This window comes from Pelosinus fermentans DSM 17108, from assembly GCF_000271485.2.
GTDB classification, from domain to species: domain Bacteria; phylum Bacillota; class Negativicutes; order DSM-13327; family DSM-13327; genus Pelosinus; species Pelosinus fermentans.
Map to the genome: position 1 here is coordinate 1722587 of NZ_AKVN02000001.1, position 26453 is coordinate 1749039.

General features: G+C 38.7%; 24 protein-coding genes and 3 tRNA genes. 24 read left to right on the top strand and 3 right to left on the bottom strand.

From position 1 onward, the window contains the following. Positions 1–56 precede the first annotated feature (56 nt). The 10 genes from FR7_RS07605 (at position 57) to FR7_RS07650 (ending at position 12929) form a co-directional block, all read left to right on the top strand. Positions 57–1016, top strand: a complete 960-nt coding sequence (locus FR7_RS07605; protein WP_007930822.1) for a D-2-hydroxyacid dehydrogenase — start codon at positions 57–59, stop codon at positions 1014–1016. Between the two features lie 181 nt (positions 1017–1197). Beyond that, positions 1198–2355 carry a glycerate kinase gene (locus FR7_RS07610; RefSeq protein ID WP_007930820.1) on the top strand — a complete coding sequence of 386 codons (1158 nt, stop codon included), beginning with the start codon at positions 1198–1200 and terminating at the stop codon, positions 2353–2355. Between the two features lie 255 nt (positions 2356–2610). Further along, entirely contained in the window at positions 2611–3756 is a 1146-nt protein-coding gene (locus FR7_RS07615) for an ABC transporter substrate-binding protein (RefSeq protein WP_007930817.1), read from the top strand. Between the two features lie 32 nt (positions 3757–3788). After that, positions 3789–6167, top strand: coding sequence for a cache domain-containing protein (locus tag FR7_RS07620; protein WP_007930814.1), 2379 nt, complete (start codon positions 3789–3791; stop codon positions 6165–6167). Further along, on the top strand, positions 6154–7719 hold the full coding sequence (locus FR7_RS07625) for a response regulator (RefSeq protein ID WP_007930813.1): 1566 nt from the start codon (positions 6154–6156) through the stop codon (positions 7717–7719). The genes FR7_RS07620 and FR7_RS07625 overlap by 14 nt, the downstream gene beginning before the upstream one ends. Positions 7720–7927: 208 nt before the next feature. Further along, positions 7928–8338 (top strand): ATP-binding protein, encoded by a 411-nt coding sequence (locus tag FR7_RS07630; RefSeq protein ID WP_007930812.1) that lies wholly within the window; start codon positions 7928–7930, stop codon positions 8336–8338. Positions 8339–8373: 35 nt separating this feature from the next. After that, positions 8374–8679 carry an STAS domain-containing protein gene (locus tag FR7_RS07635; RefSeq protein WP_007930810.1) on the top strand — a complete coding sequence of 102 codons (306 nt, stop codon included), beginning with the start codon at positions 8374–8376 and terminating at the stop codon, positions 8677–8679. 15 nt (positions 8680–8694) lie between these two features. Next, on the top strand, positions 8695–9747 hold the full coding sequence (locus tag FR7_RS07640; protein WP_007930805.1) for a SpoIIE family protein phosphatase: 1053 nt from the start codon (positions 8695–8697) through the stop codon (positions 9745–9747). A gap of 85 nt (positions 9748–9832) precedes the next feature. Continuing rightward, complete coding sequence (locus FR7_RS07645; RefSeq protein WP_007930801.1) at positions 9833–11563, top strand: methyl-accepting chemotaxis protein; 1731 nt, start codon at positions 9833–9835, stop codon at positions 11561–11563. Between the two features lie 181 nt (positions 11564–11744). Next, the gene (locus FR7_RS07650; RefSeq protein ID WP_007930800.1) at positions 11745–12929 is read left to right on the top strand and encodes a metallophosphoesterase; all 1185 of its coding nucleotides are present in this window, start codon (positions 11745–11747) and stop codon (positions 12927–12929) included. A gap of 80 nt (positions 12930–13009) precedes the next feature. Here FR7_RS07650 and FR7_RS07655 read toward each other — a convergent pair whose 3' ends face one another. Beyond that, positions 13010–13423, bottom strand: a complete 414-nt coding sequence (locus FR7_RS07655) for a hemerythrin domain-containing protein (protein WP_007930799.1) — start codon at positions 13421–13423, stop codon at positions 13010–13012. 206 nt (positions 13424–13629) lie between these two features. Here FR7_RS07655 and FR7_RS07660 point away from each other — a divergent pair, with 206 nt between their 5' ends. From FR7_RS07660 to FR7_RS07685, 6 genes are all read left to right on the top strand, one after another. Then, the gene (locus tag FR7_RS07660; protein ID WP_007930798.1) at positions 13630–15384 is read left to right on the top strand and encodes a DNA repair helicase XPB; all 1755 of its coding nucleotides are present in this window, start codon (positions 13630–13632) and stop codon (positions 15382–15384) included. After that, entirely contained in the window at positions 15341–17146 is a 1806-nt protein-coding gene (locus FR7_RS07665) for a helicase-associated domain-containing protein (RefSeq protein ID WP_007930797.1), read from the top strand. The genes FR7_RS07660 and FR7_RS07665 overlap by 44 nt, the downstream gene beginning before the upstream one ends. Positions 17147–17201: 55 nt before the next feature. Further along, positions 17202–17522: a BON domain-containing protein gene (locus FR7_RS07670; protein ID WP_007930796.1), complete on the top strand. Its 321-nt coding sequence runs from the start codon at positions 17202–17204 to the stop codon at positions 17520–17522. 11 nt (positions 17523–17533) lie between these two features. Then, positions 17534–18328 (top strand): HD domain-containing protein, encoded by a 795-nt coding sequence (locus FR7_RS07675; RefSeq protein ID WP_007930795.1) that lies wholly within the window; start codon positions 17534–17536, stop codon positions 18326–18328. Positions 18329–18369: 41 nt separating this feature from the next. Continuing rightward, the gene (locus tag FR7_RS07680; RefSeq protein WP_007930794.1) at positions 18370–18897 is read left to right on the top strand and encodes an arsinothricin resistance N-acetyltransferase ArsN1 family A; all 528 of its coding nucleotides are present in this window, start codon (positions 18370–18372) and stop codon (positions 18895–18897) included. Positions 18898–19123: 226 nt separating this feature from the next. Next, complete coding sequence (locus FR7_RS07685) at positions 19124–19558, top strand: 8-oxo-dGTP diphosphatase (RefSeq protein ID WP_237715532.1); 435 nt, start codon at positions 19124–19126, stop codon at positions 19556–19558. 65 nt (positions 19559–19623) lie between these two features. On the opposite strand, the gene FR7_RS07690 is transcribed toward FR7_RS07685, so the two are convergent. Further along, positions 19624–19854 (bottom strand): hypothetical protein, encoded by a 231-nt coding sequence (locus tag FR7_RS07690; protein ID WP_007930792.1) that lies wholly within the window; start codon positions 19852–19854, stop codon positions 19624–19626. A 273-nt stretch (positions 19855–20127) separates the two neighbouring features. Here FR7_RS07690 and dcuC point away from each other — a divergent pair, with 273 nt between their 5' ends. From dcuC to FR7_RS07730, 8 genes are all read left to right on the top strand, one after another. After that, positions 20128–21495, top strand: coding sequence for a C4-dicarboxylate transporter DcuC (dcuC, locus tag FR7_RS07695; protein ID WP_007930791.1), 1368 nt, complete (start codon positions 20128–20130; stop codon positions 21493–21495). A 130-nt stretch (positions 21496–21625) separates the two neighbouring features. Further along, entirely contained in the window at positions 21626–21901 is a 276-nt protein-coding gene (locus FR7_RS07700) for a hypothetical protein (protein WP_007930790.1), read from the top strand. 104 nt (positions 21902–22005) lie between these two features. After that, positions 22006–22146, top strand: coding sequence for a hypothetical protein (locus FR7_RS24145; protein WP_007930787.1), 141 nt, complete (start codon positions 22006–22008; stop codon positions 22144–22146). Positions 22147–22187: 41 nt separating this feature from the next. After that, positions 22188–23021, top strand: a complete 834-nt coding sequence (gene speE, locus FR7_RS07710) for a polyamine aminopropyltransferase (protein ID WP_007930785.1) — start codon at positions 22188–22190, stop codon at positions 23019–23021. Positions 23022–23116: 95 nt separating this feature from the next. Further along, positions 23117–23192 (top strand) — tRNA-Asn (locus FR7_RS07715). A gap of 5 nt (positions 23193–23197) precedes the next feature. After that, positions 23198–23272, top strand: a tRNA-Glu gene (locus tag FR7_RS07720). 10 nt (positions 23273–23282) lie between these two features. Then, a tRNA-Val gene (locus tag FR7_RS07725) sits at positions 23283–23358 on the top strand. Between the two features lie 218 nt (positions 23359–23576). Continuing rightward, complete coding sequence (locus FR7_RS07730; RefSeq protein WP_007930781.1) at positions 23577–24095, top strand: transcription repressor NadR; 519 nt, start codon at positions 23577–23579, stop codon at positions 24093–24095. Positions 24096–24281: 186 nt separating this feature from the next. On the opposite strand, the gene ldhH is transcribed toward FR7_RS07730, so the two are convergent. Next, complete coding sequence (gene ldhH, locus FR7_RS07735) at positions 24282–26450, bottom strand: L-lactate dehydrogenase (quinone) large subunit LdhH (RefSeq protein ID WP_007930779.1); 2169 nt, start codon at positions 26448–26450, stop codon at positions 24282–24284. Positions 26451–26453 lie beyond the last annotated feature (3 nt).

Below are 26453 nucleotides of genomic sequence, written 5' to 3' on the forward strand. Positions count from 1 at the left end.
CTATATATGGTTGTTTTTCGAGAATATACTATAAAAAAATGGAGGAAGATCCTATTATGAAAATCGTTGTATTAGATGGCTATACCCTAAATCCTGGTGACTTAAGCTGGGATGGTCTAAAAGCACTCGGTGAAGTGGTGGTCTATGACAGAACACCAGCTGACAAAACCATTGAAAGAATTGGGGACGCCCAGATCGTTTTCACCAACAAAACCGTTATTGATCAAAAAGTCTTTGCTGCCTGCCCGAATATCAAATTTATCGGCGTATTGGCAACGGGTTACAACGTGGTAGATGTGGAAACTGCCAAAACAAAAAGCATACCCGTAGCCAATATTCCAACCTATGGCACCACTGCCGTATCGCAAATTACCATTGCTTTGCTGCTGGAAGTATGCCATCACATTGGAGAACACAGCCGAAGTGTACTAAAAGGTGACTGGACCAATTGCCCAGACTGGTGCTACTGGAACTATCCGCTCATCGAACTTGCCGGTAAAACACTGGGTATTATCGGATTCGGCAGAATTGGTCAGGCAACCGCGAAGATTGCTCAAGCGTTGGGAATGAAGGTATTAGCCTTTGACTCCTATGAAATTGAAGAATTAAAAAGCGATACCCTGCAGTATGCAAGTCTTGATGAACTATTGGCAAACTCCGATGTCATTTCCCTGCACTGCCCGCTGTTTGACAGCACCAAAGGCATTGTGAACAAAACGAATATTGCCAAAATGAAAGATGGAGTTATCATTATCAATACCTCCCGGGGTCCTTTGATTGTGGAAGAAGACCTGGCAGAAGCGTTAAACAGCGGCAAAGTATATGGAGCGGCATTGGATGTTGTTTCCTCTGAACCGATTAAAGCAGACAATCCATTACTCACTGCAAAGAACTGCATTATTACGCCTCATATTGCCTGGGCACCAAAAGAATCCAGATCCAGACTGATGGATATTGCAGTGGATAATCTAACAAAATTCTTGGCAAATACACCGGTGAATATTGTGAATCAGTAAGAGTTGCTAGATAAAATACATTGGCTGTGTAGAAGGTTTTATTTCACTAGAGATAATAGTAAACATAGATTAATAATTGGTAAAATGATAAAATAATAAGAATAAGAGTATGAGAATGATTTCATACTCTTATTTACATGGAGTATCATAGATATCTAGATTGATAAAGGATGTGATGGATATGCGTATTGTCGTGGCCCCCGATTCATTTAAAGGAAGCGCGTCAGCTGTAGCTGTAGCAAATGCTATGGAGGCAGGAATATTATCCGTTTTCTCAGATGCCGAGGTAATTAAAGTACCAATAGCGGATGGAGGAGAAGGTACAATTGAAGCTCTTGTTGTAGCTACTGGTGGACAAATCATTACAGAAACTGTCCTTGGACCATTAGGAAATCCGCTGGAGGCTCATTGGGGGATACTTGGCGATGGGGAAACCGCTGTCATTGAGATGGCAGCTGCGTCAGGATTGCCTTTGGTACCCCAGGACAAGCGCAATCCTCGCATCACTACTACTTATGGTACAGGTGAATTAATAAAGGCGGCTCTTGATCGAGGAATTCGCAAATTAATCATTGGAATAGGCGGCAGTGCAACGAATGATGGCGGAATGGGAATGGCTTGTGCTTTAGGAGCAAAATTTCTGGATGCTGTTGGCAACTCCCTGCCTAGTGGAGGAGCGGCATTACAGCAGTTAACAAAGATTGATGTGAGTCAAATGGATGTACGTTTAGCAGAAACGACAGTAGTCGTTGCCTGTGATGTTGATAATCCTTTATGCGGACCCCGGGGAGCATCGGCTGTTTATGGTCCGCAAAAAGGTGCTACGATAGAAATGATTGCTGAGTTAGATGCGGCATTAGCAAAATTTGCTGCGATTGCTAAGCAGGTTATAGGAAAAGATGTGGCCCAATATCCAGGGGCAGGAGCTGCCGGCGGTCTTGGAGCCGGCTTACTGCTTTTTACCAATGCAAAGTTATTGCCTGGTGTTGAGATTATACTTGAGGCGGTACGCTTTTCTGATATTGCCAGAGAAGCGGATGTTATCATTACTGGTGAAGGTTGCACTGATTTTCAAACTGCTTGCGGGAAAGCTCCAGTAGGTGTAGCGCGCATTGCTAAAGCGCACGATGTTCCTACTTTTTGTTTATCCGGTAGTTTAGGTAAAGGATCTGAAGAAGTATATTCCAGTGGGATTAGTGGTTTAATGAGTATTATTCCTTCGCCAATGAATTTAGCTGACTGCATGACAAATGCTCCTGAATTGATAGAAGCAGCAGCAGAACGATTATGCCGCATTATAAAAACGAGCATGGAGCTGGGGATAAACGTAAAGAAATAAGAAAGAGAGTAAAGCTCATATCCCAACATGGGATATGAGCTTTACTTTCTTTTGTGGTCTTCTCAGTTGTAAAAAAATGAGAAAATAGAGTAGAAGTATAATGCTTAAAGAACAAGTATTTTCTAATAATAAACAAAAAATTGACAAATTTAGCAAGGAATTAAGACGATCCTTGTGGAACCAAGTCATATATATTTTTTGTTGATCGTGTAAATGATTGGCAGTGACTAATGGATAGGAAAGGAGTTAATGGCCATGGGCAGCAGGCTAATTGCTAGTATTTTTATTATAGGATTTGTTTGGCTTGGCAGCGGGTGCAGCAGTAATACGATTGGGCAGCAGAGTAAGACGGATGACATTATCATTGCCAGTGCCAATCCCATGACCGGCAACTCTAAAGAGTTTGGCAGCATGAAAGTAAAAGCCATTCAATTAGCTTTAGAGGAAGCAAATGCAGCTGGCGGCATTCAAGGCAGAAACATTACATTATTGGTGGAGGATGATGCCAGTTCACCAAAAGAAGCTCATAATTTGGCAGGAAAAATAGTAGCAGACCAAGCTGTAGTAGCAGTGCTTGGTCACTGGAACAGCGCTAGTACCATGGCAGCTAGAAACGTATATAATGGTGCAGGAATTCCTGTAATTACCGATTCGGTAAATAAAACGATTACAGATGGTACAACACCCTATATGTTTAGAATCATTCCAACAGATAAGGCAGAAGCAGAAGGCCTGGGAGAATATTCTTTTTATCAGCTAGGCTTAAAGAAAATGGCGATTATTTACGTCAATAATGATTACGGCAAGGGAATGAAGGATTATTTTCGTGAGAAGCTGCAGCGCATTGGCGGTGAAATTACAGCCATTGAAATCTTTTCGGAAGGACGAACTACTGATTTTTCTTCTGAATTGTATAAAATAAAGTATTCAAAACCCGATGGAATTTTTATAGCGGGATATTCTTCGGAAGCAGCATTTGTTGTTCGTCAAGCGAGAGAGATCGGGATAGACCTTCCAATCATCGGTACAGATGGAATTAGCTCAGAAGAATTTATCTTGCTAGGTAAAGAAGCGGTGGAAGGCGTACGTTTTAATGGTTTTTTTTATAATGGCATACAGGAGAATGGATCTGAAGAATTCATAAAACGTTTTCAGGATCGCTATCATAAAGAACCTGACAGTTATGCAGCCTTGGCTTACGATTCAGCTCAATTGTTGATTCAGGCGATGAAAAAGAGTGGTGCCAGCCGTGAGGGGATTTATGATTATCTTAGTAAGGTGGAAGATTTTCCTGGTGTTACAGGGCGTATTACTTTTGATCAGCATCATGATGTGAACAGAAAAATGATGATCTTGACGATTCGAAATGGAAAGATTATCAAGGATGATATACAGCCTTAAAGGAGCCGATCTTGAAGGGGAGGATCCATAGCATGAAGATTCGTTCTCAGCTGCTTTTAGTAATGGTGGTATCATTATTCCTGATGACTTCACTCGTTACTGGTGTACAGATGTATACTGCTTACATCCAAGAGAAAGAAAGTATGCAGGGAATTCTACAAAATCAGGCTACGCAATTTAGTAACCAAGTGGAAATGTGGTTTACTCTTATAAAACAAGGCGGTCACCTTTTTGTAAGTGAATATTTTGTTCAAAATGCAACTCAGCAAGAAATGCAAAAGCTTTTGGGAAATATGCATAATGAACTAAATGCTTTTGATGATCTTATTGTAGTAAAGGCAAATGGAGAAATCACTAATATCTATCCTCATAATCCCAGTGCAATTGGAAAAAGTTTGGCGGGTTACAGTTACTTCCAAGATACCATTACATCGAGAACCTCCCAAATTAGTAAGTTGTTGATTAGTCCTACGACTGGGAAACCTGTCATTGTCATTACCCAGCCGATCATAAAAGAGAATGGGGAGTTAACAGGGGTATTATTACAAAATATTAAGTTGGATGTATTACAGGACATAAGTGAAGATGCAAAGATTGGTCAAACAAGTCAAACACTTGTTTTTACTTCCGATGGAAAAGTAATTGTACCGCAGCATATTGAACCTGCGGGGCATATTTCCTATGTTCCAAGTGAGCTTACTGATTTATTTAAAAAAGATTTGCGCAGTATAAGCCAGTTTACTAGAAATAATACAGAGATAGTTTTGGCTGCCACTAATCGTGTAAAAACTCCAGGCTGGGGCATTGCTGTTACTATTACAGAAAAAGAAGTATTACAAGGTTTCTATGATAGTATTAAATATGGCATAGTCACCTTCTGTATTATCTTTTTGTTGCTTTCTTTGGTTTCTCTCTTGATTTTCAATACGTTATTTCGTTCGATTACTACGGTAACAAAACATTTTACAAGTATGAATGAGGGGAATTTTGTTTCTGCAAAAATCAGTGAAGAGATCATTCGCTCTGCTCCTCAAGAATTGCAAGAATTATGTACAACTTTCAATACCATGTCACAGACGATTCAAAAGAATATGGATGTAATACAGAAAACAAACAAAGAACTGATGGTCAGCGAAGAGCGCTGGCAGCTGGCCTTGCAGGGGAACAATGAGGGGATTTGGGATTGGGATATAAAAACTGACAAAACTTTCTTTTCTGCCAGAGTGATGCAAATGTTTGGATATGATGATGCAGAAGTTTTTAAAAGTATGGAGGAATGGCGAAAGAGAATCCATCCAAATGATTCTGAAAGGATTGAGCAGTGTCTGCAGGATTATCTTGGAAAAAAAACAGACTTTTTTCGTGGGGAATATCGTTTTTGCTGCAAGGATCATAGCTTTAAATGGGCATTTGTCAGCGGGCAGGCAGTCTGGGATGAACAGTGTATGCCATTGCGGGTTGTTGGCTCGATCAGTGATATTACGCAGCGTAAAATAGCTGAGGAAGCACTGCTCCAAGCCCATGAGCAGCTAGAGATCAAGGTAGAACAACGAACTAAAGATTTGCTGGCGATGAACGAAGAATTACAAGGCGTAAATAAAGAATTACAGTATACTTTGGAGAACTTGCAACAAACTCAGACACAGCTAGTGCATGCGGAGAAGATGGCTTCTCTTGGCAGTTTAGTTGCAGGGATTGCCCATGAAATTAATACGCCAGTAGGAGTGGGGGTAACGGCTACTTCTCATTTACAAAAGGTAACGAAGGACTTTGTTGATTTATACGCTGCTGGCGATCTAAAGCGTCGAGACTTATCAAATTATTTAGCCGATTCCGAAGAAGCCTTATCCATTATTTTTTCTAATTTAGAACGGGCATCCCAATTAATTCGTAGTTTTAAACAAGTTTCTGCAGATCAATCGAGTGAAGCCAGACGTGTTTTTAATATTAAACAATATTTGAACGAAATATTATTAAGTTTACACCCAAAAATTAAGCGAACGCAGCATAAAATTATCGTTCAATGTGATGAAACTTTACAAATTGATAGTTTTCCAGGAGCCTTTGGACAAATTATCACCAATTTAATTATGAATTCTTTAATCCATGCCTATGATCCTGATCAAGGAGGAAGGCTTACCATTACTATTTTGGAAGATGCAAACATCATATCTCTGATTTATTCTGATGACGGAAAGGGCATGAGCAAAGAAGTGGCATCGCAAATCTTTAATCCTTTTTTTACCACAAATCGAGGCATGGGTGGAACTGGTTTAGGATTATATATTTTATATAACCTTGTAAAACAACAGTTTAATGGAACGATTGAATGTGAGAGTCAATTGGGAAAAGGAACGAAATTTATAATTAACATTCCAGCTGAGAGGAGGGTACGTAATGGCAAAGAATGATGATGAACTATTATTTGAAAAATGGGAGGAGGAACTTCCCGTATCAGAAAGTGAGTTTTCACCTATTCATAGGGGGAAATGGAAGGTCTTAATTGTTGATGATGAAGAAGAAGTTCACCATGTAACCAAATTGGCACTTCGCCGCTTTACTTTTGATGCTAAGGCAATAGAGTTTATCAGTGCTTATTCAGCAAGTGAAGGGCGAGGTTTATTAGTGGAGAATCCGGATATAGCTGTGATATTGCTGGACGTGGTCATGGAGGAAGAAAATTCAGGCTTGCAGTTGGCTCGCTATATTCGCAATGAATTACAGAATCGTTTAGTTAGGATCATTCTGCGGACTGGTCAGCCTGGTCAGGCTCCGGAACATGATGTGGTAGTAGAATATGATATTAATGATTATAAGGAAAAAACAGAGCTAACATCGCAAAAGCTGCATACTACCTTAGTAACAACCCTGCGTTCTTTTCGGGATTTGAGTATTATTGATATGAATCGCCGCAGTTTAAAGCAAATCATTGATTCATCAGCTACTATTTTTCAGCTTCAATCGATGACAAAATTTGCTTCGGCGGTATTATCACAGCTGGTGACGATTCTGCACCTGAATCCTAATGCATTGTATTGTCATGCATCTGCCTTTGCCGCAACAAAAGAAGGAATAGATGATTTTTGTATACTGGCGGCAACTGGTACCTATGAAAAGTTGATTGGTACTAAGTTGCAGAAAGATATAGAAACGAAAGTAGGACAAGATATTGAAGCAACTTTTCAGCAAAAGAAAAGTTTGTATTTTCCGGATCGTTTTGTAATTTACTTTTGCAGTAAACAAGGTTCAGAAAATGTAATCTACTTAGATGGTGTCGCTTCTTTAAGTATTTGGGATAAGGATTTAATTGAGGTTTTTTGCACCAATGTATCTATTGCTTTCGACAATATTTATTTAAATGAAGAGGTAGAAGATGCACAAAAGGAAATTCTCTTTACATTAGGAGAGATTGCTGAAGCACGCTCTCAGGAAACAGGATGTCATGTGAAAAGAGTTGCTGAAATTGCAAAATTATTAGCATTAGCTTATGGCCTTTCTCCTGAAGAAGCAGAAAATTTGCGTTTAGCTGCTCCGATTCATGATGTCGGTAAGTTGGCAATTCCAGATGCGATTTTAAATAAACCAGGTAAACTGACTCCTGATGAATTTACCATTATGAAAAGGCATTCTCCTGTAGGCTATGAAATGTTAAAAAGATCAAAGCGTTCCATATTAAAAAGCGGAGCCCTTATCGCTCATGAGCATCATGAGCGATATGATGGCAGCGGATATCCACGAGGACTGGCAGGGGAAGAAATCCATATTTATGGTAGAATTGTTGCATTGGCAGATGTTTTTGATGCCTTGAGGAGTGAGCGGATTTATAAAAAGGCTTGGCCATTAGATGAGATACTGCATTATATTGCCAAAGAGCGGGGAGCTCATTTTGATCCTAAACTAGTGGACCTTTTTATGAATAAGTTGGATGCAATCTTGCAAATTTGTGAAAAATTCCCGGATTAATAAAGAACTAATGAAAACTATCTTGACATTTTAAGCTATAATCCTTTGTTTTTTATAAATTAAATAATAAATAATGGAAGGTATTTGAAAAATAAATGGCGAATTTTATCAAATAAACCTGGTATATCAGAGAACAGAGAAAATAGATACATTGTTAGTAAGTATTAATAAAAAACGATATTTTATCAAAATGGGGAGGTAAAAAGTAATGTACTCTTTTTCCTCACTTGCAGAATTTGCGATTCTGCGGGATTCAATAAAAAGAGAATTGGTTCAAACGTGTGAAGAGGACGCCCTTCGTCTATTTATTGCCATCAATGAAGGGGTTAATAATGCAATTTTTCACGGTAATAAGGAAGATAATACTAAAAAGGTACAGATTATTATAGAAAGATCACCAGAAGATGTACAAATTATTATTCGCGATGAAGGTGACGGGTTCGTAAAGACGAAAAAAACTGCTGGCATGGAATTATGGGATGAAAATGGGCGAGGCCTTGATTTAATAGGTCTTTATGTAGATTCTTGTTGGTGGAACACCAAAGGAAATGAGATTACCTTAGTAAAAAAAATTAATCCTGCCTATTGTAAACCTTTTAGAACTTATACCAGTTTATAAGATGAGGAAATTGAACATGGAGAGGGGATACACAATTGGAGATTACTACAAATATTAGTGAAAAAGAAGTGATTGTAACCTTATCTGGAAGTATGTATGTGGAGGACGCTGCCGTATTACGAGAAAAGCTGATGGGTTTCATAGAATCTGGATATAAACAATTTATCATCAAACTGCACAATGTAGATTATATTGATAGTTCAGGTCTTGGTGTACTTGTCGCGATACAAAAGAAGGTGCTGCCGAAAGAAGGGCATGTAACCTTAACAGGTGCCAAAGGTGTCGTAAAGGAATTATTTGAATTAACAAGATTAAACAAGGTATTTACGATGCAAGCATAGTAAGGAGTTAAGTAGATGAGTGTTTCACAGGGGATTTTTAGCGGTATGTGTGATTATTGCCAGCGTTTTGATCTGTTTAACATGATCAATGATGCACTGCTATTAATCGATTTTGAAGATGGAAAAATATTATTTATGAATCAAAAGGCACTGACGCTGTATCAATATACCCAAGAAGAATTTTTGACCTTGTTCGCGGATGATATAGCAAACAGTTCAATGAGAACATTGCGAGAAAATATGGAGTTAGCTAAGACGCATAAAGAGGGGTATATTTTTACTACCAACCATATTAAAAAAGATGGAACTATTTTTAAAGTAGAAGTAAGTGCCCGTTATATGAAGTTACATGGAACTCCTGTTTTTGCTGCTGTTATAAGAAACCTTACCTTTGATGGAAAAATGCGGGAAGAAATTCAAATGGCTGGTAAAGTGCAGCATAGAATGCTGCCACGAGATTTAGAAAATGAATTATTTCGTATCCGATCGGTTTATCAGCCTCATCATTATGTGAGTGGAGACTTATATGATTTTGTTTATGAAGAAAAATCTCAATTGCTGTTTGGCATTATGATTGATGTTATGGGGCATAGTGTTGCAGCTGCACTGCAGACGAGTATCCTAAAATATCTTTTTTTAAAAGCGATTAAGAAGAACATTACAATAAATGACAGACTGGCATGGATTAATAAAGAAGTGATGCCCTTTTTTAAAGGGGGACAATTCGCCGGTGTATTTTTATTTGAGTTTGATTTCATGTGCAATACTCTCACCTATGCAGCGGGAGGAATTAATCATTTTATCATCTTAAAAGAGCAAGGACCACACATTATAAAAACCCCCGGACTTTTCTTAGGGATTAATGAAGATGAGGTCTATGATCAGGGAAGTTATCATTTTACATCCGGTGAGAGTTTTCTATTTTTAACAGATGGTTTGTTTGAGAGAATTGTCCAGCCTATGGATCATGAGCTGGATTTTTGGAGTATTCACGAATTGTCCAAAAAAATTCTTAACAGTGGTGAATGCAAGGATGATGCTTCAGGTGTGGGAATTTTAATTCGCTAAAAAAGGTTTTATAAAATGACTATTTCAAGATTGGTCAAATCTTTTCATAGTTGAAAAAATAATGATCAAAGGTGATGAGTTTAAAATGAAAATAAAATTAAAGATAGGTGCCAAAATTGCTGTTAGTTTTGCAATTGTAATTGTCTTGATTTTTATTATGGCAATTAATTCATTTATTTCATTAAATGATGCAAAAAATGATTTGGAAAACATCAATCAGGCAAATGTCCGCATGGCGATTGCTGATGCCATTACGATTCAATATAAAATCACTGTATCTGACCTTCGTGCGTATGCCGCCTATGGAGACGATATCTATTTAAATCGAATTAATAATGATTTTGAAAAGGTTATACAGCTGGAGAACGATTTTTTGGCACTTGCCAGACCTGAGAAAAAGCAGGAATTTCAAGCTGTAATTGATGAAACGATGAAGTATAAAAATACAATTATAGCAGAGTTTGTGCCACTTGCTAAAGAGTATAATCTACTAATTGCAGCAGGTGATTACAGTAAAGCACAAGAAACCAAAGTAAAATTGGCAGACTTCGCAAAGCGGGTCGCACCTCAATCCCAGGCAATTGAAGAGGCACTGGACGGATTTGCTCAAAGTAATGTTGAAGTGGCAAATGGTTCTATAAAAGAAAGCATAAGTTCCAATAATACTGTAATTATTACTTCTGGAATCATCAGTTTTGTGGTGCTAGTGTTGGGCATCATTATTGCAATTACCTTAACGAATATGATTCGCAGACCTGTTGTCAAGCTCACTGAAATTGCGCATCAATATGCAAATGGTGATTTGCGCAGCCAAGTTGAAGTTGCCAGTTCCGATGAAATTGGTGAATTGTCAGCTTCTCTGCAGGAAATGCATAAAAACTTCGTGGAAATGATTACGAATATTCGATCTGCCTCAGGGCAATTAGCGAGTGCGTCAGAGGAAATGGCGACATCGACGGAAGAGGTAACTTCTTCTAGTGAAGATGTATCTAAAAATATGCAGCACTTAGCGCAAGAAGCAGATTTAGGCAATCAATCCATGCTGGAAGCATCTCAAGCATTAGTAGAGTTATCCAGTCTCATTCAAATTGCAAAATCAAAATCGGAAAATACCATTACAAATTCCGAGAATACATTGCATGCAGCAGAAGAAGGGCGAGAAAGAGTTACTGAATCAGTGAAAAAAATGGATAATATTAAAGAGCAAACGCAAAATTCCAGTCAAGTCATTGAAGAACTTAACACCTATTCACAGCAAATTTCACAAATTACAAATACCATTACCAACTTGGCTAAGCAGACCAATCTTTTAGCTCTTAATGCGGCGATTGAAGCTGCCCGGGCGGGGGAACATGGACGAGGCTTCGCCGTTGTTGCCGAAGAAGTACGTAAATTGGCAGAACAATCGGATCAAGGTGCTCAAGAGATTACGTCCTTAGTAAAGATGGTCACTGAAAAAACAAACCTTGCAGTGACAGCCATGGCTCAAAATGCTGTTGAGGTAGATTCTGGTGTTTCGACTGTTAATGAAGCGGGAGGCGCTTTGGATAGTATTTTGCAGGCTGTGAAGCAAACCGTGACAGAAACAAAAGATATCGGTGATGTAACTTCTTCGGAAGTTGCAAGTTCCGAGCAAATCGTAAAATTAATTAATGGTCTTGCAACGATGATAGAAAGTGTTGCAGCTCATGGTGAAGAAATTGCAGCCTCTTCTGAGCAGCAGTCAGCGGCTATGCAGACTGTAGCAGCTAGTGCGGAAGAAACAAGCGCTATGGCTCATCAGTTAAGAACTTCTGTGGAGAAGTTTAAACTATAAAAGAAATGGCGAGAGTGGTTCCAATTAAAAGAGAATAGTAAGAAGATCTTGTCGATGATAAAACAGTCTGGCAAGGTCTTTTACTGTTTTTTAATGCTTTACACAAAATCAAGGATAGGAAAGAAGGGATCTCGGAAATAATGTCCTTAGATGATATAAATATATAGTTGGAGGATCATGAATGGTAACAATATATAGTATATTAGTCATCGTTATGCTAGCCATATTCTGGGTGAATTGGCGTTTACTAACTCAATGGTTTCTTAATGGAAATTTTTCTAGTAAAAATTATATGTATTGGCTTGTAACGGGACTTGCTTGGTTCTTTATTAACTATAATTGGTGGTTCCAGCCAGATGCTGCTTTTTTCTATCGATGGATAACCCCGGTTGTTGATTTTGCTTACGTTTGGATTATCAGCGGAGTTGTTTTGCTTTGCTTTTTTCCTGTATTATTTGCCATAAGACGGTTGCTAAATCTTACGAATGTTAAAAAAGAAACTGGTAAGATGGATGTCAGTCGTCGTACATTTTTGCAAAGTGTACTTTATGCTGCACCTGTATTATCCTTAGGAATAAGTGCTAAAGGCGTATATTCAGCAGAAAAGGAAATGGTAATCGAGCATGTAGTGCTGCCTTTTGAAGGACTTTCTCAAGAGTTAGCAGGGTTTAAAATAGCACAAATTAGTGATACCCATTTAGGACCATTTTTTAGTTTGGAACGATTGGATGAAGTATTGCAACTGATTATAAAAGAAAAACCAAACATGGTAGTGATAACAGGAGATCTAATTGATGATTTGAATTTACTTGACGCAGCAGTAATAAAACTTAGCGAGTTCTGCTCCTTAATACCCTATGGTGTTTATTTCTGCTGGGGTAATCACGAATATTTTCGGGACATTAATCGGATTAGCAGAGCTTTGCACAATAGTCCGATCCATGTTCTGAGAAATGGTAATATTCCGGTTCAGGTAGGAGGAACGACTGTATATATATTAGGTGTTGATTATCCTTGGCCAAAAGATCTTGGAGAAAAGGAACGAACACGGCAACAATTTATGGCAAAGGCTGAACAGAATATACCGAAAGATGCTTTTAAAGTATTATTGGCACATCATCCCGATTTTTTGTTTAATGCTTTTGCATCCCAAATACCACTTACTCTATCAGGGCATACCCATGGAGGACAAGTTAATATCTTAGGAAAGTCCTTACTGCCGGTAAGTTATCATTATATGCGTGGGCTTTATCAGGAAAATCATTCCTATGGATATGTTAGTCCAGGGACAGGACAATGGATACCCTTTCGTCTTGGTTGTCCACCTGAAATTAGTGTATTTACTTTAACAGTTAAGAATCCGTAATGGCATAATGATAAACAGGCTTTGCTTTTATACTGAAAAGAGCAAAGCCTGTTTATCATTATATGTTATTCGCTGTTTCTTTATAGAACTACTAACGGATATAATTCTGTATTTTCCTTATCCACGCGCCTTTGAAGGGCTGTGAAGACTTTTTGCGATTCAATAAGAAAGGCCGCCGGATTAGCAGAAATTTTATTTGTAGTGGCAAAGTTGTTTTTAAATTCTTCAAATACTTGGGCTAAGCCGCCCATTTCTGTGTAAAATTTTTGACTGATGTTTTTAATGTTAAGATTATTGTGATTCATTAAAGACGGATATAAAAATTTGTCTTCACTTATGGCATGAATTTTAAGTTTTCCTGATAATTGATTTAGCAGTAATGCAATAGCAGCCGCATTAGCTTTTACCTGTTCTTCTGATCTATGTATGGATATTTTCCCCATTAAAACGAAAAAATCCTGATGTTGTCTTTCTAAATTTCCTGTATCAATCATGGTACATCCTCCATATCATTCTTTTTCACTTCTTATATTGTAAGTATAGAGCAAAGCATGTATAGATACTGTGATGCTTGTCACAATAATAGAATTGAATCTAATTCTTCTTTATCTTTTGACGAATCCTTTTAAGCGTCGTACAATATAAGGATATAGCATGTGATTAAAGGCCATTACATAGCATGTATTATTAGGAGGTAAATGTGGTATATAATCCAACAAATCCAATGATTGTTCAAGGCGATTTTTCTGTATTGCTGGAAGCATATCATCCCGATTTTGAAATCGTTCGCAGCGGATTGTCTGCGTTTGCAGATTTAGAAAAAAGTCCTGAACATATCCATACATATCGTATTACTCCTTTATCTTTATGGAATGCTGCAGCTACGGGTCAGACAGCGGCTCAGGTGCTTGAATTTTTATTAACGTATGTGAAATTCCCTTTGCCGAATAATGTGTGTCGTGACATTGAAGGCTACATGAGTCGTTATGGTCTGGTAAAACTAATGGCATATCCACCAATGATCGCAGAACATGAAGCCGATGAGCTTACTGTGCCTGGAGAATTTTTATATCTTTACTCCCAGGATATTCCTACAATTATGACCATTGCTGGACATAAAGAGACAAAGGCTATCTTTACTGCAAAATTAGATGAACACACCTTGGTTATTCCAGCAGGAAAACGAGGGATTATAAAACAGCTTTTGGTAAAAATCGGTTATCCCATTGAGGATTTGGCCGGTTATGTTGATGGTGAAAAGTTAGCAATAGCATTACGGCATACGGATCTAGCAGGACGAGAATTTTTCCTGCGGGATTATCAGAGGCAGGCTGTGGATCTTTTTTATGATGGCGGTCGAGAGACGGGTGGATCAGGAGTCTTGGTTTTACCTTGCGGTGCAGGAAAAACGATCATTGGCATCGGCGCAATGGAAAAGGTTGGAATGAATACACTGATTTTAACAACCTCAACCAGCGCTGTACATCAATGGATGCGAGAAATTGTGGAGAAAACAGATTTGCCTGCAGAAATAGTAGGCGAATATTCTGGAGATAGAAAGGATATCTGCCCAGTAACAGTTACCACGTATCAAATGGTAACCTATCGCCCTGTTAAAAATGGTCCCTTTCCTCACTTTGAAATTTTTAATGCCCGGGCTTGGGGATTGGTTATTTATGATGAAGTACATACTTTGCCAGCCCCTGTTTTTCAAGTTACAGCTGAATTGCAGGCAAAACGCAGATTAGGTTTAACAGCTACCTTAGTAAGAGAAGATGGTAAGGAAGCTGATGTCTTTACCTTGATTGGTCCCAAAAAGCTTGATGTTCCATGGACTGAAATGGAGAGCGCCGGTTGGATTGCTACAGCAGTCTGTACAGAAGTACGTGTGCCCATGGATTTTTCTCTGCGTATGGAGTGTGCCCAAGTTCCAGAACGAATAGCCTATCGCATGGAAGCGGAAAATACTTCTAAGTTAAAGGCTATCGAATATATCTTGCATAAACATGCTGGAGAAGGTATATTGATTATTGGTCAATATATAAAGCAGTTAGAAGGGATTGCCGAGTATTTTGGATTTCCCCTCATCACTGGCAAGATGCCAACAGTAAAACGTGATGAGTTGTATGAAGCATTTCGCAATCGAAAAATTCCAGTACTGATTGTATCAAAAGTAGCTAATTTCGCCATTGATCTGCCGGATGCCGCAGTAGGTGTGCAGGTTTCTGGAGCTTTTGGCTCTCGCCAGGAAGAGGCTCAGCGCTTGGGCAGAATCTTGCGGCCTAAAGATGATGGTCGATCGGCTTATTTTTATAGTGTAGTCTCTAAGGATTCTCGGGAACAGGAATTTGCTCACCATCGTCAATTATTTTTAACAGAGCAGGGATACCAGTATCAAATTTTGGATTTTGATGAAACATTGGCAAGGGAAGGAATGGGGAATTTTGCCAAATAAAAAATTATCCTTACGTTTGGATCATGCATATACCTTAGAAGAAATCTATGCATTGAATAAAACAGCCTTAAATAAAATGTGTTGGTTATTTGATGTAAGCGGCTGGGTGGGTAATGTTCCTAAATTACTACGTGAGGCTATCTTCCATATCCCACGATTTGCAGGTGTATATCATGAATTGAGAGAAGAAGAGCAAAGTATAATGGCTTTTCTATGTGAATTCGCTGGCAAGCCAGTCGCTATAAATCAAATATATGAAAAGTATTCTTCGACAGTGCCTGTGAAAAAAATTGATGCTGCAGTTACCGACTTGCTGCAAAAGGGATGGCTGCTAGAAGGGCAGATGCCTCAGTCTCTGTTAGCTATACCCGACTTTAAGAAAACACTTGATAAAATGTCTGCATTTTATTATTTCTTAGAAGCGCAGCTTCCGGCCACGCATTCTGCAATTGATAGCGGAGGACAGTCTCTTGCGGATTTGATTGAGCTATCCGCATTTTTGTATATAGAAAAACCAAAACTTACTGTGAAAAAGTTCATGGCAAAATCCGTATTGCGTCGTTTAATGTCACGCTTAAGCTCTGCAGCAGCTGACGAATGGGAAGAAGCCGCTGATGAAAATTTATATACGAATATGACACGTATGCTTTTAGGGATTTTACAGGAGATGGGAGCCTTAAAGGTTGTAGTTGATAAAGGTGACTATTGCTATTATCAATTAAATGGGGAAAAATGGGATGATTTCATTTTTTCGCCGGCATCCCATCGCTTACTCTATATTTTGAGCTGGCAAATCTCTCGTATTCAATATCATAAGGGAGGGAGTCTTCCTTTTATTGCTAATTTATTAAAATATGCAGCCAAGGTAAACGGAACATGGTTAACTGGCGCGTCTTTAATGATGAAAAGCATTACAGATGAATCTTCGGTGCTTTTTCATGATAAAGATCCTTTTAGCAGTGAAGAGTGGTTAGAGGCAGTTGTATTAGAGCCATTTATGTATTGTGGATTATTTGAAAAGACTACGGCCGAACTGCCAACTCAATGGCTGATGGAAGGGAAAATGCCGCGAAATTTCTGGCGATTGACTCCTTTGGGGTTAGCTTTGGCCGAGTGGCTGGCAGAAGAGAAAGACCCAGGTAAGGCTATTAGCCAAATGGTTAAAATCGATTTGTATCATAAAGATACGGAAGTCATTTTTGCACTTTTATTTGATAAATGGCGGCAGGTTTTACCCATTGAACTGGAGCAGCAGCTGATCATTCAGCCAGATCTTTCCTTTTTCGTTCCGAAAAATGTAAGTCCTTATGTGGTGTGGATGTTATCGGTTTTTGCTGAGACTCAGGTTCAGGATTATGTATATCAAGGAGAATTTACTCGCAGCAGCGTACTTCGCGCGTTAAAAGGAGGAGCTTCAGTTGATGATTTATTTGCGCTGATTGCTGATCATAGTAAAGTACCTCCCGCGGAGAATGTGTTGTGTACACTACAGCAGTGGGCCACGGCTTATGATAAAACCTTATTTTCCAGAGCAATGATATTGGCTTGTGATACTCCCGAAATGGCGACGGAGATTCTTGCGCAAAGCAAATTATCCAATTGGGTGATTGGTTTGGTTGGTCCCCAGGTTTTACTGATAAAGCCAGATGGAGAAGGGGCTATTCGTAAATGGCTAGAAAAGAAAAATTGGGTACCAAGACCTGGAGTCACTGCAGGAGAAGGGTTATATACCTGGTTAACAGCAGGAAAAAACGAAAAGTAATTGGATTTGTGCTATAATATAGGTATAAAATTCTAGATGATAGGGTGAATGAAATATGGCGAAAATACCAAAAAATTTAAGTGACACAGCTATGTTTGGTGATTACAAAGAGAATCTAACTTTTGAAAATGAAAATTATGCAGAAGAAACAGCAGCTCCTCAGCCTGTAAAGGGAATACAAAAAGATAATAAGAATTATGAAAGTGAGTTTTTTACGCCAGAGTTGCAGGAAAAGGTAGGAAAAGCATTACTGGAGTTAAAAGTTAAACTATATAAGGAAGGCATTGTTGATTTTGATGTTAAGGTAACAACCCAGGACAAGCAAATCATATTAACAGGCGTTCCTAGTAAAGCGGAAAAGAAAAAAGCCAAATAAGCGGAGGTCCCATGAAGGAACATGCTTTTTTATTTCTTAAAAACTGGTTTCATGGTTATGTTGAGGGTTTTTATTCTACTGATGAGCAGTTGCAATTTCACATTCGATTAAAAGAAGAGCATACGATGCGAGTATTGGAAAATGCAGTGAGAATTGGTACATGGTTAACTTGTTCTTTTGAACAGATGCAGCACATCAAAATTGCTGCTTTACTTCATGATATTGGAAGATTTCAGCAATATCAGACGTATAGAACCTTTAATGATGTAATGTCTGTGAATCATGCTCAGCTAGGATTGGACGTATTGCAGGAAACGGGCAGTCTGCAGGCTGCAGGACTAAGTGATCAAGAAAAGAGGATTGTGAAAAATGCTGTACTATACCATAATCGGCGTCAGTTGCCAATCGGTGAAAATGAAGAGTGGCTAATTCCTGCAAAGATTATTCGTGATGCCGATAAGATAGACATCTTTTCCATGTTAATCACGAAAGATAAGGATAATAAGATCCCTCTGCCCCAGGAGTTAGGAAATGCTGATGTGTATTCAGCAAAGATCGTTGAGGATATACTACAGGGGAAATTAGTGGAGTATCCAGACATTAAGACAGGAAATGATTTAATGCTTTTTCGTTTGTCTTGGATATATGATATCTACTTTTCCTATTCTTTTTCCTATATGGTAGAGCAAGGGTACATTGATAAGCTGATTGCTGCTCTGCCTGCTCGAGAGGAGATTGCGTGTGTGCATCAGTGTTTACGGCAGTATGCCAGAGAGCATGCTATTTCAAAGAATGATTTTGATTAGCAATCAGAAACCAAGGAGTAAGAAGTAGGAGTGAGGGGAAGATGCAGGAAACGTTAGAATTGCCTGAAGGTACGTTTTTTATTCGGATTGCTTCGCTAAGTGATATTGAGCAAATTACGGAAATTTATAATCAAGGCATACAAGATCGAATTGCTACATTAGAAACCAATACAAAAAGTGTTGAAGAAATGGCAGAATGGCTGAGAAGCAGGAGTTCCAGACATAAAGTATTAGTAATAGAAGATACAGAGAATAAGATAAAAGGCTGGGCTTCGCTCAATGTTTTTAATGCCAGAGAATGTTATCGGGGTGTTGCTGACTTATCCATTTATATTAAAAGAGAAGAACGGAATAAGGGGTTTGGCAAACATTTATTATTGGCCTTAATTCAAGTGGCGAAAAAGGAAGATTTTTATAAGATGGTGCTGACTACGTTGGCTGTTAATCGTACAGGCCATAAACTCTACCATTCTCTTGGTTTTACAAAGGTTGGTACTTACGTAAAACAAGGAATGTTAGATGGAAAATGGATTGATGTACACGTTATGGAAAAATTTTTATTAGAATAAATACTGGCATTTTCACAACTGTCTTTATAGACTGTTGTTTTTTATTGTGTCTATACGATATATGATGTAAATAACTTGAATATAAATTGTTACTGCCAGAGGGGGGAGTATTTCCCGGCAATACTTTTCTTGCTATGCAAGCTTAGCTATGGGGTGATAAGAGGATATGACCGGCACTTTTTAAAAGAAAGAAGATGAGAAAATGTATACAACCACACTCTGTTTTTTGCTTAAAAAAGATAAAATTTTACTGGGGATGAAAAAAACAGGTTTTGGTCAAGGAAAATATAATGGATTTGGTGGTAAAATTAAAGAGGGTGAAACAGTATTGCAAGCAACTGTACGGGAGCTGGAAGAAGAAAGTGGTATACAGGTGGAGGAGAAGCAATTGGAATACGCAGGTAAACTGGATTTCATTTTTCCTGCAAGCCCTCAGCTGCGGCATGATGTACATATCTTTCAAGTGCGTATCTGGCAGGGGGAACCAGTAGAAACGGAAGAAATGAAACCTCAATGGTTTTCACAGTCCGATATCCCTTATGATGAAATGTGGCAGGATGACATCTATTGGCTGCCTGCAGTCTTGGCAGGAAAGACCATAGAGGGTACAGTAATCTTTGCCGAAAATAATGAAGATGTGGCTGAAGTCAATTTTATATAGTAAGATTTAAGAAAGAAAGCCTTTTCTATGCTGCAAAACATAGGAAAGGCTTTACTCTAATCAAGCTAGAAAGAACTGCGTCCTAATCGAGGGTGATATACTGGTCTTAAGCTGAGTTTTAATATAAAAGATAAGGCTTGTTTCATGTTGAGATCTTGCCGTCCCTTAGGTGTTTCAAGAACGCATAAGGGCTCTTCCATGCCAATTTCGCTGGCTGGCAGATATACATATTCTGCGGTGTTATTATCACCAAAAATAGTGCCTGTCTTAAGATGTGCTATTGTCATTCTACTCATAGGTACCTCATAATATAATTTATAGTGTTTTATTGATTATATAATATTCGCCAAGTAAAAGTAACTAGATATTGAAAAATGTATCTTACAATTAAATTTATTAAATTTTCAAAATATATAATAAATTTAATTGTAAATGAAATGTACACCTGCAGGAGAAAATGAAGATCTATAGAACTATATATAATGTATTTTAAATACATTTACTGTAGGAAAATGAGTTGGTCTTCAGATGGTAAAGCGGAAAGGGATATATAGGAGGAAGGAATAAAAATGTTAGGAATATTATTAGCACTTATTGTGACGTCAATGGTTGTCTACATGATTTTAAAGCAATACAAGACACAAGCTGTTTTAGTTTTTGGTGGTCTTATTCTTATGTCATGTGCTGTTATTTTTGGTTTGGGAACGATTTTGCCAGCTAAGGAGAGTACGGGACTCATTTGGTTTGATTTGTTTGAATTTATTAAAAAGACGCTGAGTGGCAGAGCCGCTGGTCTTGGTCTTAGTATTATGGCAGTAGGAGGTTTTGCCCGATATATGGACCATATTGGAGCTAGCAAAGCCTTGGTGAATATTGCCATAAAGCCATTGCAAAGACTTCATGCCCCCTATGTAATGTTGGCTGCGTGTTATTTAGTTGGTCAGGTATTAGGTTTGTTCATTAACAGTGCCTCTGGTTTAGGCATGCTGCTCATGGTTACCATGTTTCCTATTTTAGTACGTCTTGGCGTCAGTCGATTAGCTGCTACGGCGGTGATTGGTACTACTTTGTGCTTGGATTGGAGCCCTGGAGATCCTGGCAGTGTCTTGTCAGCCAATACTGCTGGTATGGACATTGCGACTTATTGGACTCAGTATCAAATTCCCGTTGCTTTAACGGTAATGGTGGTAGTTGCGGTATTACATTATTTTGTCCAACAGTGGTTTGATAAAAAACAAGGACACATTGTAGAGCGGACAGATATAGTCGCGAATAAAACAGAAGAGGAACTTCCTCCAGGGATCTTTGCCTTATTGCCTGTTGTGCCTTTAGTACTGATTTTAGCCTTTAGTGATATTGGCATTAAAGGAATCAAAATGGATATTGTGAATGCGATGTTTATTAGTTTATTTGTATCTATGATTTTTGAGTTTCTTCGTAAAAGAGATGTTAAAAAAGTCTTTGCTGATCTGCAAGTTTTTTTTGACGGCATGGGCATTCAGTTTGCTGCTGTAGTTACCTTGGTCGTAGCGGGGGAAACTTTTGCTCAAGGGTTAAAATCAGTGGGAGCCATTGAATCGATTATTAGTTCTGCTCAATCAGCAGGTTTTGGTGGAGCTGGCATGATTATTGTCATGGTATCGATTATTGCAGTATCATCTGTGGTCATGGGGTCAGGCAATGCACCATTCTTTGCTTTTGTAGCTTTAACTCCTGTTGTAGCCGCTAAGATGGATATTGCTCCAGTTTTGATGCTATTGCCAATGCATTTTGCTGCAAGTATTGCCCGCAGTATGTCCCCAATTACTGCGGTTATTGTAGTCGTTTCAGGTATTGCAAATGTATCGCCAATTGATGTAGTAAAACGTACGTCGATTCCCATGATTGGTGCCCTTATTGTGAATGTGGCTGCTACCTTTATTTATTTCTATCGATAATCAGGATGTAAGAGGCCCTCTCATTTTGTCTTTGAGGATAAAATGAGCGGGCCTCTTTTACTTGTATTGAATAGGATAGAGAAAAGACTATTTATTAGTGGATACTTCTACTTGTGGAGGGTGAGATATAATGTGGCGAAATATTCAACAGGTTATTTATTTCCCGAATAAATGTATTGGAGCCTATACTGCAATTTTTATTATAATTTGGCTAGGGGCTTGGATTATGAATGGATTAAAAGATACACAATTTGATTTATTTCAATTTCGTGATACTTATATTTGGCTGATGACACAATTGAATGCGACACATGCAATTAATTCTATCTGGAATACGCCGAAGGGGACTTGTCCAGGTGATTTAGGAATAAAAGACGATACGACAGGTAAGTCTAATTGTAGCTAGTACATTGCGTCATATAAAGCATTGGAAAAGTCGGTATGAGTTAAGGTTGATGCTGCATTAGGTGATTGGGGAAAAGAAATAGACCTTTTCCCCAAGGCTATTTTATGATAGAATTTATGGATATAGAAGAATTTGGGAAAGAAAGATTTTTTATAATGATTGCAATGACGGGCGGTATATTGCGAAATGATACTGGCTGTAATGAAAAAGAACTCATAAAAGTGGACATAAAGCCTCTAAAATAAGAGTGATCATCGATAAAATAAAAAGTTGGAGGGAAGCAAAGATGAACCTATGGATTAGCGAGGCGCAAACAAAAGACTTAGAATTACGAGCGCGGGTAAAAGAAACATTATTTATGGGAAAGTCTGATTTTCAGGAGATCGCGGTAGTGGATTCTCACCAATTCGGCCGCATGTTAGTGCTTGATGGTGTATTTCAAACATCGGTGACTGATGAATTTATTTATCATGAAATGATCGTTCACGTTCCTTTATATACCCATCCTAGCCCTAAGAAGGTGCTAGTTATTGGCGGTGGCGATGGCGGTACAATACGTGAGGTTGTAAAGCATGAGTGTGTTGAGAAAGCAGAAATGGTTGAAATTGACGGTTTAGTGGTTGATGTCTGTAAAAAATTTCTGCCGGAAATTAGTGAAGCTATGATTCATAACCATCCTAAATTGGAGCTTAAAATTGGTGATGGAATTTCTCATATGAAACAGGCTGAAAATAAATATGATATTATTATTGTAGATTGCTCCGATCCTATAGGCCCCGGTAAAGGCCTATTTACACCTGCGTTTTATACTAATGTGTATAAGGCGTTAAAAGACGATGGACTGTTTGTACAGCAAACAGAATCTCCTTTTTATCACCAAGAGTTAATTACATATGTGAATAAAGAGATTCGCCAGTTATTTCCTATAACTAAAATGTATTTGGCGAACATTCCTACTTACCCTAGCGGATTACATTGCTTTACCATGGGTTCCAAGAAATATGATCCGATTCAATCTAGTGTGGAAAATCAGCAAGGGCTAACTACTCGATATTACAATAAAGACATTCACAGAAGCTCATTTGTGCTGCCGAATTTTGTACAAGAATTATTGAAATAAGACTGATCACTACTTTTTCGTAATAAAATTTTAAAAAGTTAGTTTACCCTATTGCATTTATGGTTAAGATAATATATAATGATAAATGTTGTTATTCCTCGATAGCTCAGTTGGTAGAGCAATCGGCTGTTAACCGATCGGTCGTAGGTTCGAGTCCTACTCGAGGAGCCATATGTGGCCCGTTGGTCAAGCGGTTAAGACACCGCCCTTTCACGGCGATAACGGGGGTTCGATTCCCCCACGGGTCACCAACATAGTTACGGGCGATTAGCTCAGCTGGGAGAGCGCCTGCCTTACAAGCAGGATGTCGGCGGTTCGATCCCGTCATCGCCCACCAAATTAGAGATGATAATGGGTATTAGAATGAAGATTCTGATACTCATTTTTTGTTATCATCATCCTATGTAATATGGATCAAGATAGACAATGAGCAGGAAAAAATCCATTTTGACCGAATTGTGAAAGTGAAAGGGTTCTGTTTGCTAAAAGGCATATCAATTAAGATGGCTGTGAAGCTTTCTTAATGTAAATAGGAAGTATAGGGGGCATAGTATAATGGATGCAAGAGAGCGACGAGGACGATTGTTAGAGAAACTAAGGGCAGCAGAGCAGCCATTGACAGGAACTTGGCTGGCAAAAGAGCTAGGTGTCAGCCGTCAAGTGATTGTCACTGATTTTGCTATTTTACGTGCTGCAGGAAATGTGATATATGCTACGCCTCAAGGATATCTATTGCCATTAGTAGAAAGTTCTAAGAGTATTAAAGCTACCCTAGCCTGTAAGCACGGCCAAGATGAATTAGAAGAAGAACTATCTATTATTGTAGACAATGGTGGCAAGGTACTGGATGTCATTGTAGATCATTCCTTATACGGTGAGTTAAAGGCGAACTTAATGTTAGGATCTCGTCGTGAAATCGGAGAATTTCTGCATAAGTTAAAAGATGGCAAGGCAGAGCAGTTAGCAAGTATCACTGGTGGCGTACACTTACATACCATAGAGATACCTAATGAAGAAGTCTTGACTAAGATCAAAGAAGAGTTAAAGAGCAAAGGCATTTTAATGCTGTCTTAAAAAAACATATGAAAGCGAACCGCAGAGGCGCAGAGAACACAGAGGAAAGATGGAGAATAGAGTTGGAAAATACCCCTCAGCGCACTCTGCGTCTCTGCGGTTAGGGTTCTCCTTACAGAAACTTTGCGAACAGAGCAAACAATAATAAGAGGTTGAGAGCAATCGCTCTCAACCTCTTATTATTTACTAGTCTTTGATTTGTTCGGCAATAATTTCTGCAACATGCTTGATTTTAACATTAGGAGCTTGTTTATCCAATCCACCTTGAATTTGCATCATGCAAGCTGGGCAGGCTACAGCAATTACTTCAGCGCCGCTGTCTTTAATATTATCAATTTTCTTTTTTAAGATCGGCATAGATAGCTCTGTATACTTCACACCGAATGCGCCAGCCATACCGCAGCATTTATCGCAATCTTTCATTTCCACGAAATCATAACCAGGTGCAGATTCTAGCAATTGTCTAGGTTCAGTGTGCACATTAAGACCACGTTTCATATGGCAAGAATCATGATAGGTTACTTTTTGTCCGCCAGTAGTTTTGGTTAGACGGCCAATTTTATCATATTCACCAGCAATAAAGCTAGTAAATTCACGTACATTGTGAACTAGTTTCTCGACTCGCTTGCTCCACTCTGGATCATCCTTAAACAGCTCTACATAGGTAAGGTGCCAAGTTTCAGCGCAAGTTGGGCAGGCAAACATAATATAGTCAGCTTTAGCTTCTTCAAAGGCAATAATATTTTGTTTGGCAATTTTTCTAGCTGTTTCATGGTCGCCCATACCTAATACTGGCTTACCGCAGCAGCTTTGATCTTCAGGGAAGACAACTTCCATATTGAGATCTTGCAGTACTTTATAGACGGATTCTCCCGTTTCAGGGAAGATAAAGTCGATATTACAACCACTGAAGAAGGCAACACGTTTCACTGGTTTGTCTATCTTTTTAGTAACTTTTTTTACTCGATCTCTAAACGGTTTGTCTGCTACGGCTGGTAAACTTCGATCAGCTGCTAAACCAGCAAAGAATAATGGTAGATGTCTAATAACACGTCCAGTGGTAAAAGGTTTTTGTCCAATTGAGGCTAAACGCAGTAAATTGTGGAAGACTTTTCGATTGGCAAGAACGTTTTCAAAGACTGCTTTTACACCAAAAGGCAGGCCATCTTGTTCAACGGATTTTGCTCGAAGATATTCAATCAGACCAGGAATATCAATTTTACCAGGACAGATTTCAGTACAACGGCGACAGCCAATACACATTTCATTGATTTGTTTGAAATCGTCCATGCTATTTAGGAGAGCAGTTAAGATGGCACCAATGCCACCTGCATAAATATGACCGTAAACATGTCCGCCAACCAAGGTATAAACTGGGCAAACATTCAAACAGGAAGCACAGCGAACGCATTGGTAAATTTGTTTTAATTTATCGTCTTTTGCTGCTTTTAAACGTCCGTTATCAAAAAGAATAACGTGAAGTTCTTTTTCTTGCTCCACCCATTGACCATCTTTTTTTACTAAAGCAGGAGCAGCACCAGAAATCATACTCATATAACTGGTCATGAGCTGACCCGTTGCATTCCTTGGCAAGGTTCTTAAGATCGGCACGGCATCCTTAATGGTAGGAATCAATTTTTCATAACCAATAATGACGACTTGAATTGGTGGCAGCGTTGCTACTAAGCGAGCATTTCCTTCATTGGTTACCAAGCCGGTAGCACCGTTTTCTGCAATACCGAAATTAGCACCCGTAATACCCATATCCGCATGCAGGAATTCATCCCTTAGGGCGATTCTGGCTTCTTGTACCATATAAGCAATATCAGGCTCTATATCTTTATTGAGTTCTTGGGAAAAATACTTTGCAACCTGATTTCGATCTAAATGTATGGCAGGCATAACCATGTGAGATGGTTTATGTCCAGCAATGGAAATAATCCATTCCCCTAAATCTGTTTCTTTAACATGTAATCCTTTTTCTTCTAAAAAGTGATTCAAATGAATTTCTTCGGTAGCCATAGATTTGGATTTGGCAATTCGTTTAACGCCTTTTTCCTTGCACAGATTAAAGAGATATTCTTTTAATGCATCGCCATCTTTAGCGCGAAAGACTTTTCCGCCTCTTTTGGTTACTTGTTCTTCGAATTGATCAGCAATTTTCTCCAAATTTTCCACGGTAGCTATTTTCATATCTCTTACAGAGTTACGTAAGGCGTCGATGTCATCAACACTTTCATAAGCCTTAGCGCGAGCAATTGGGTACGCTTCTGCAAATCGATTTAGAGAACCGCGCAAGGTTTCATCCATTAATTTTTCGTTAATTTCTTGTTTTAGGTTACGATTGCTAGACATTAT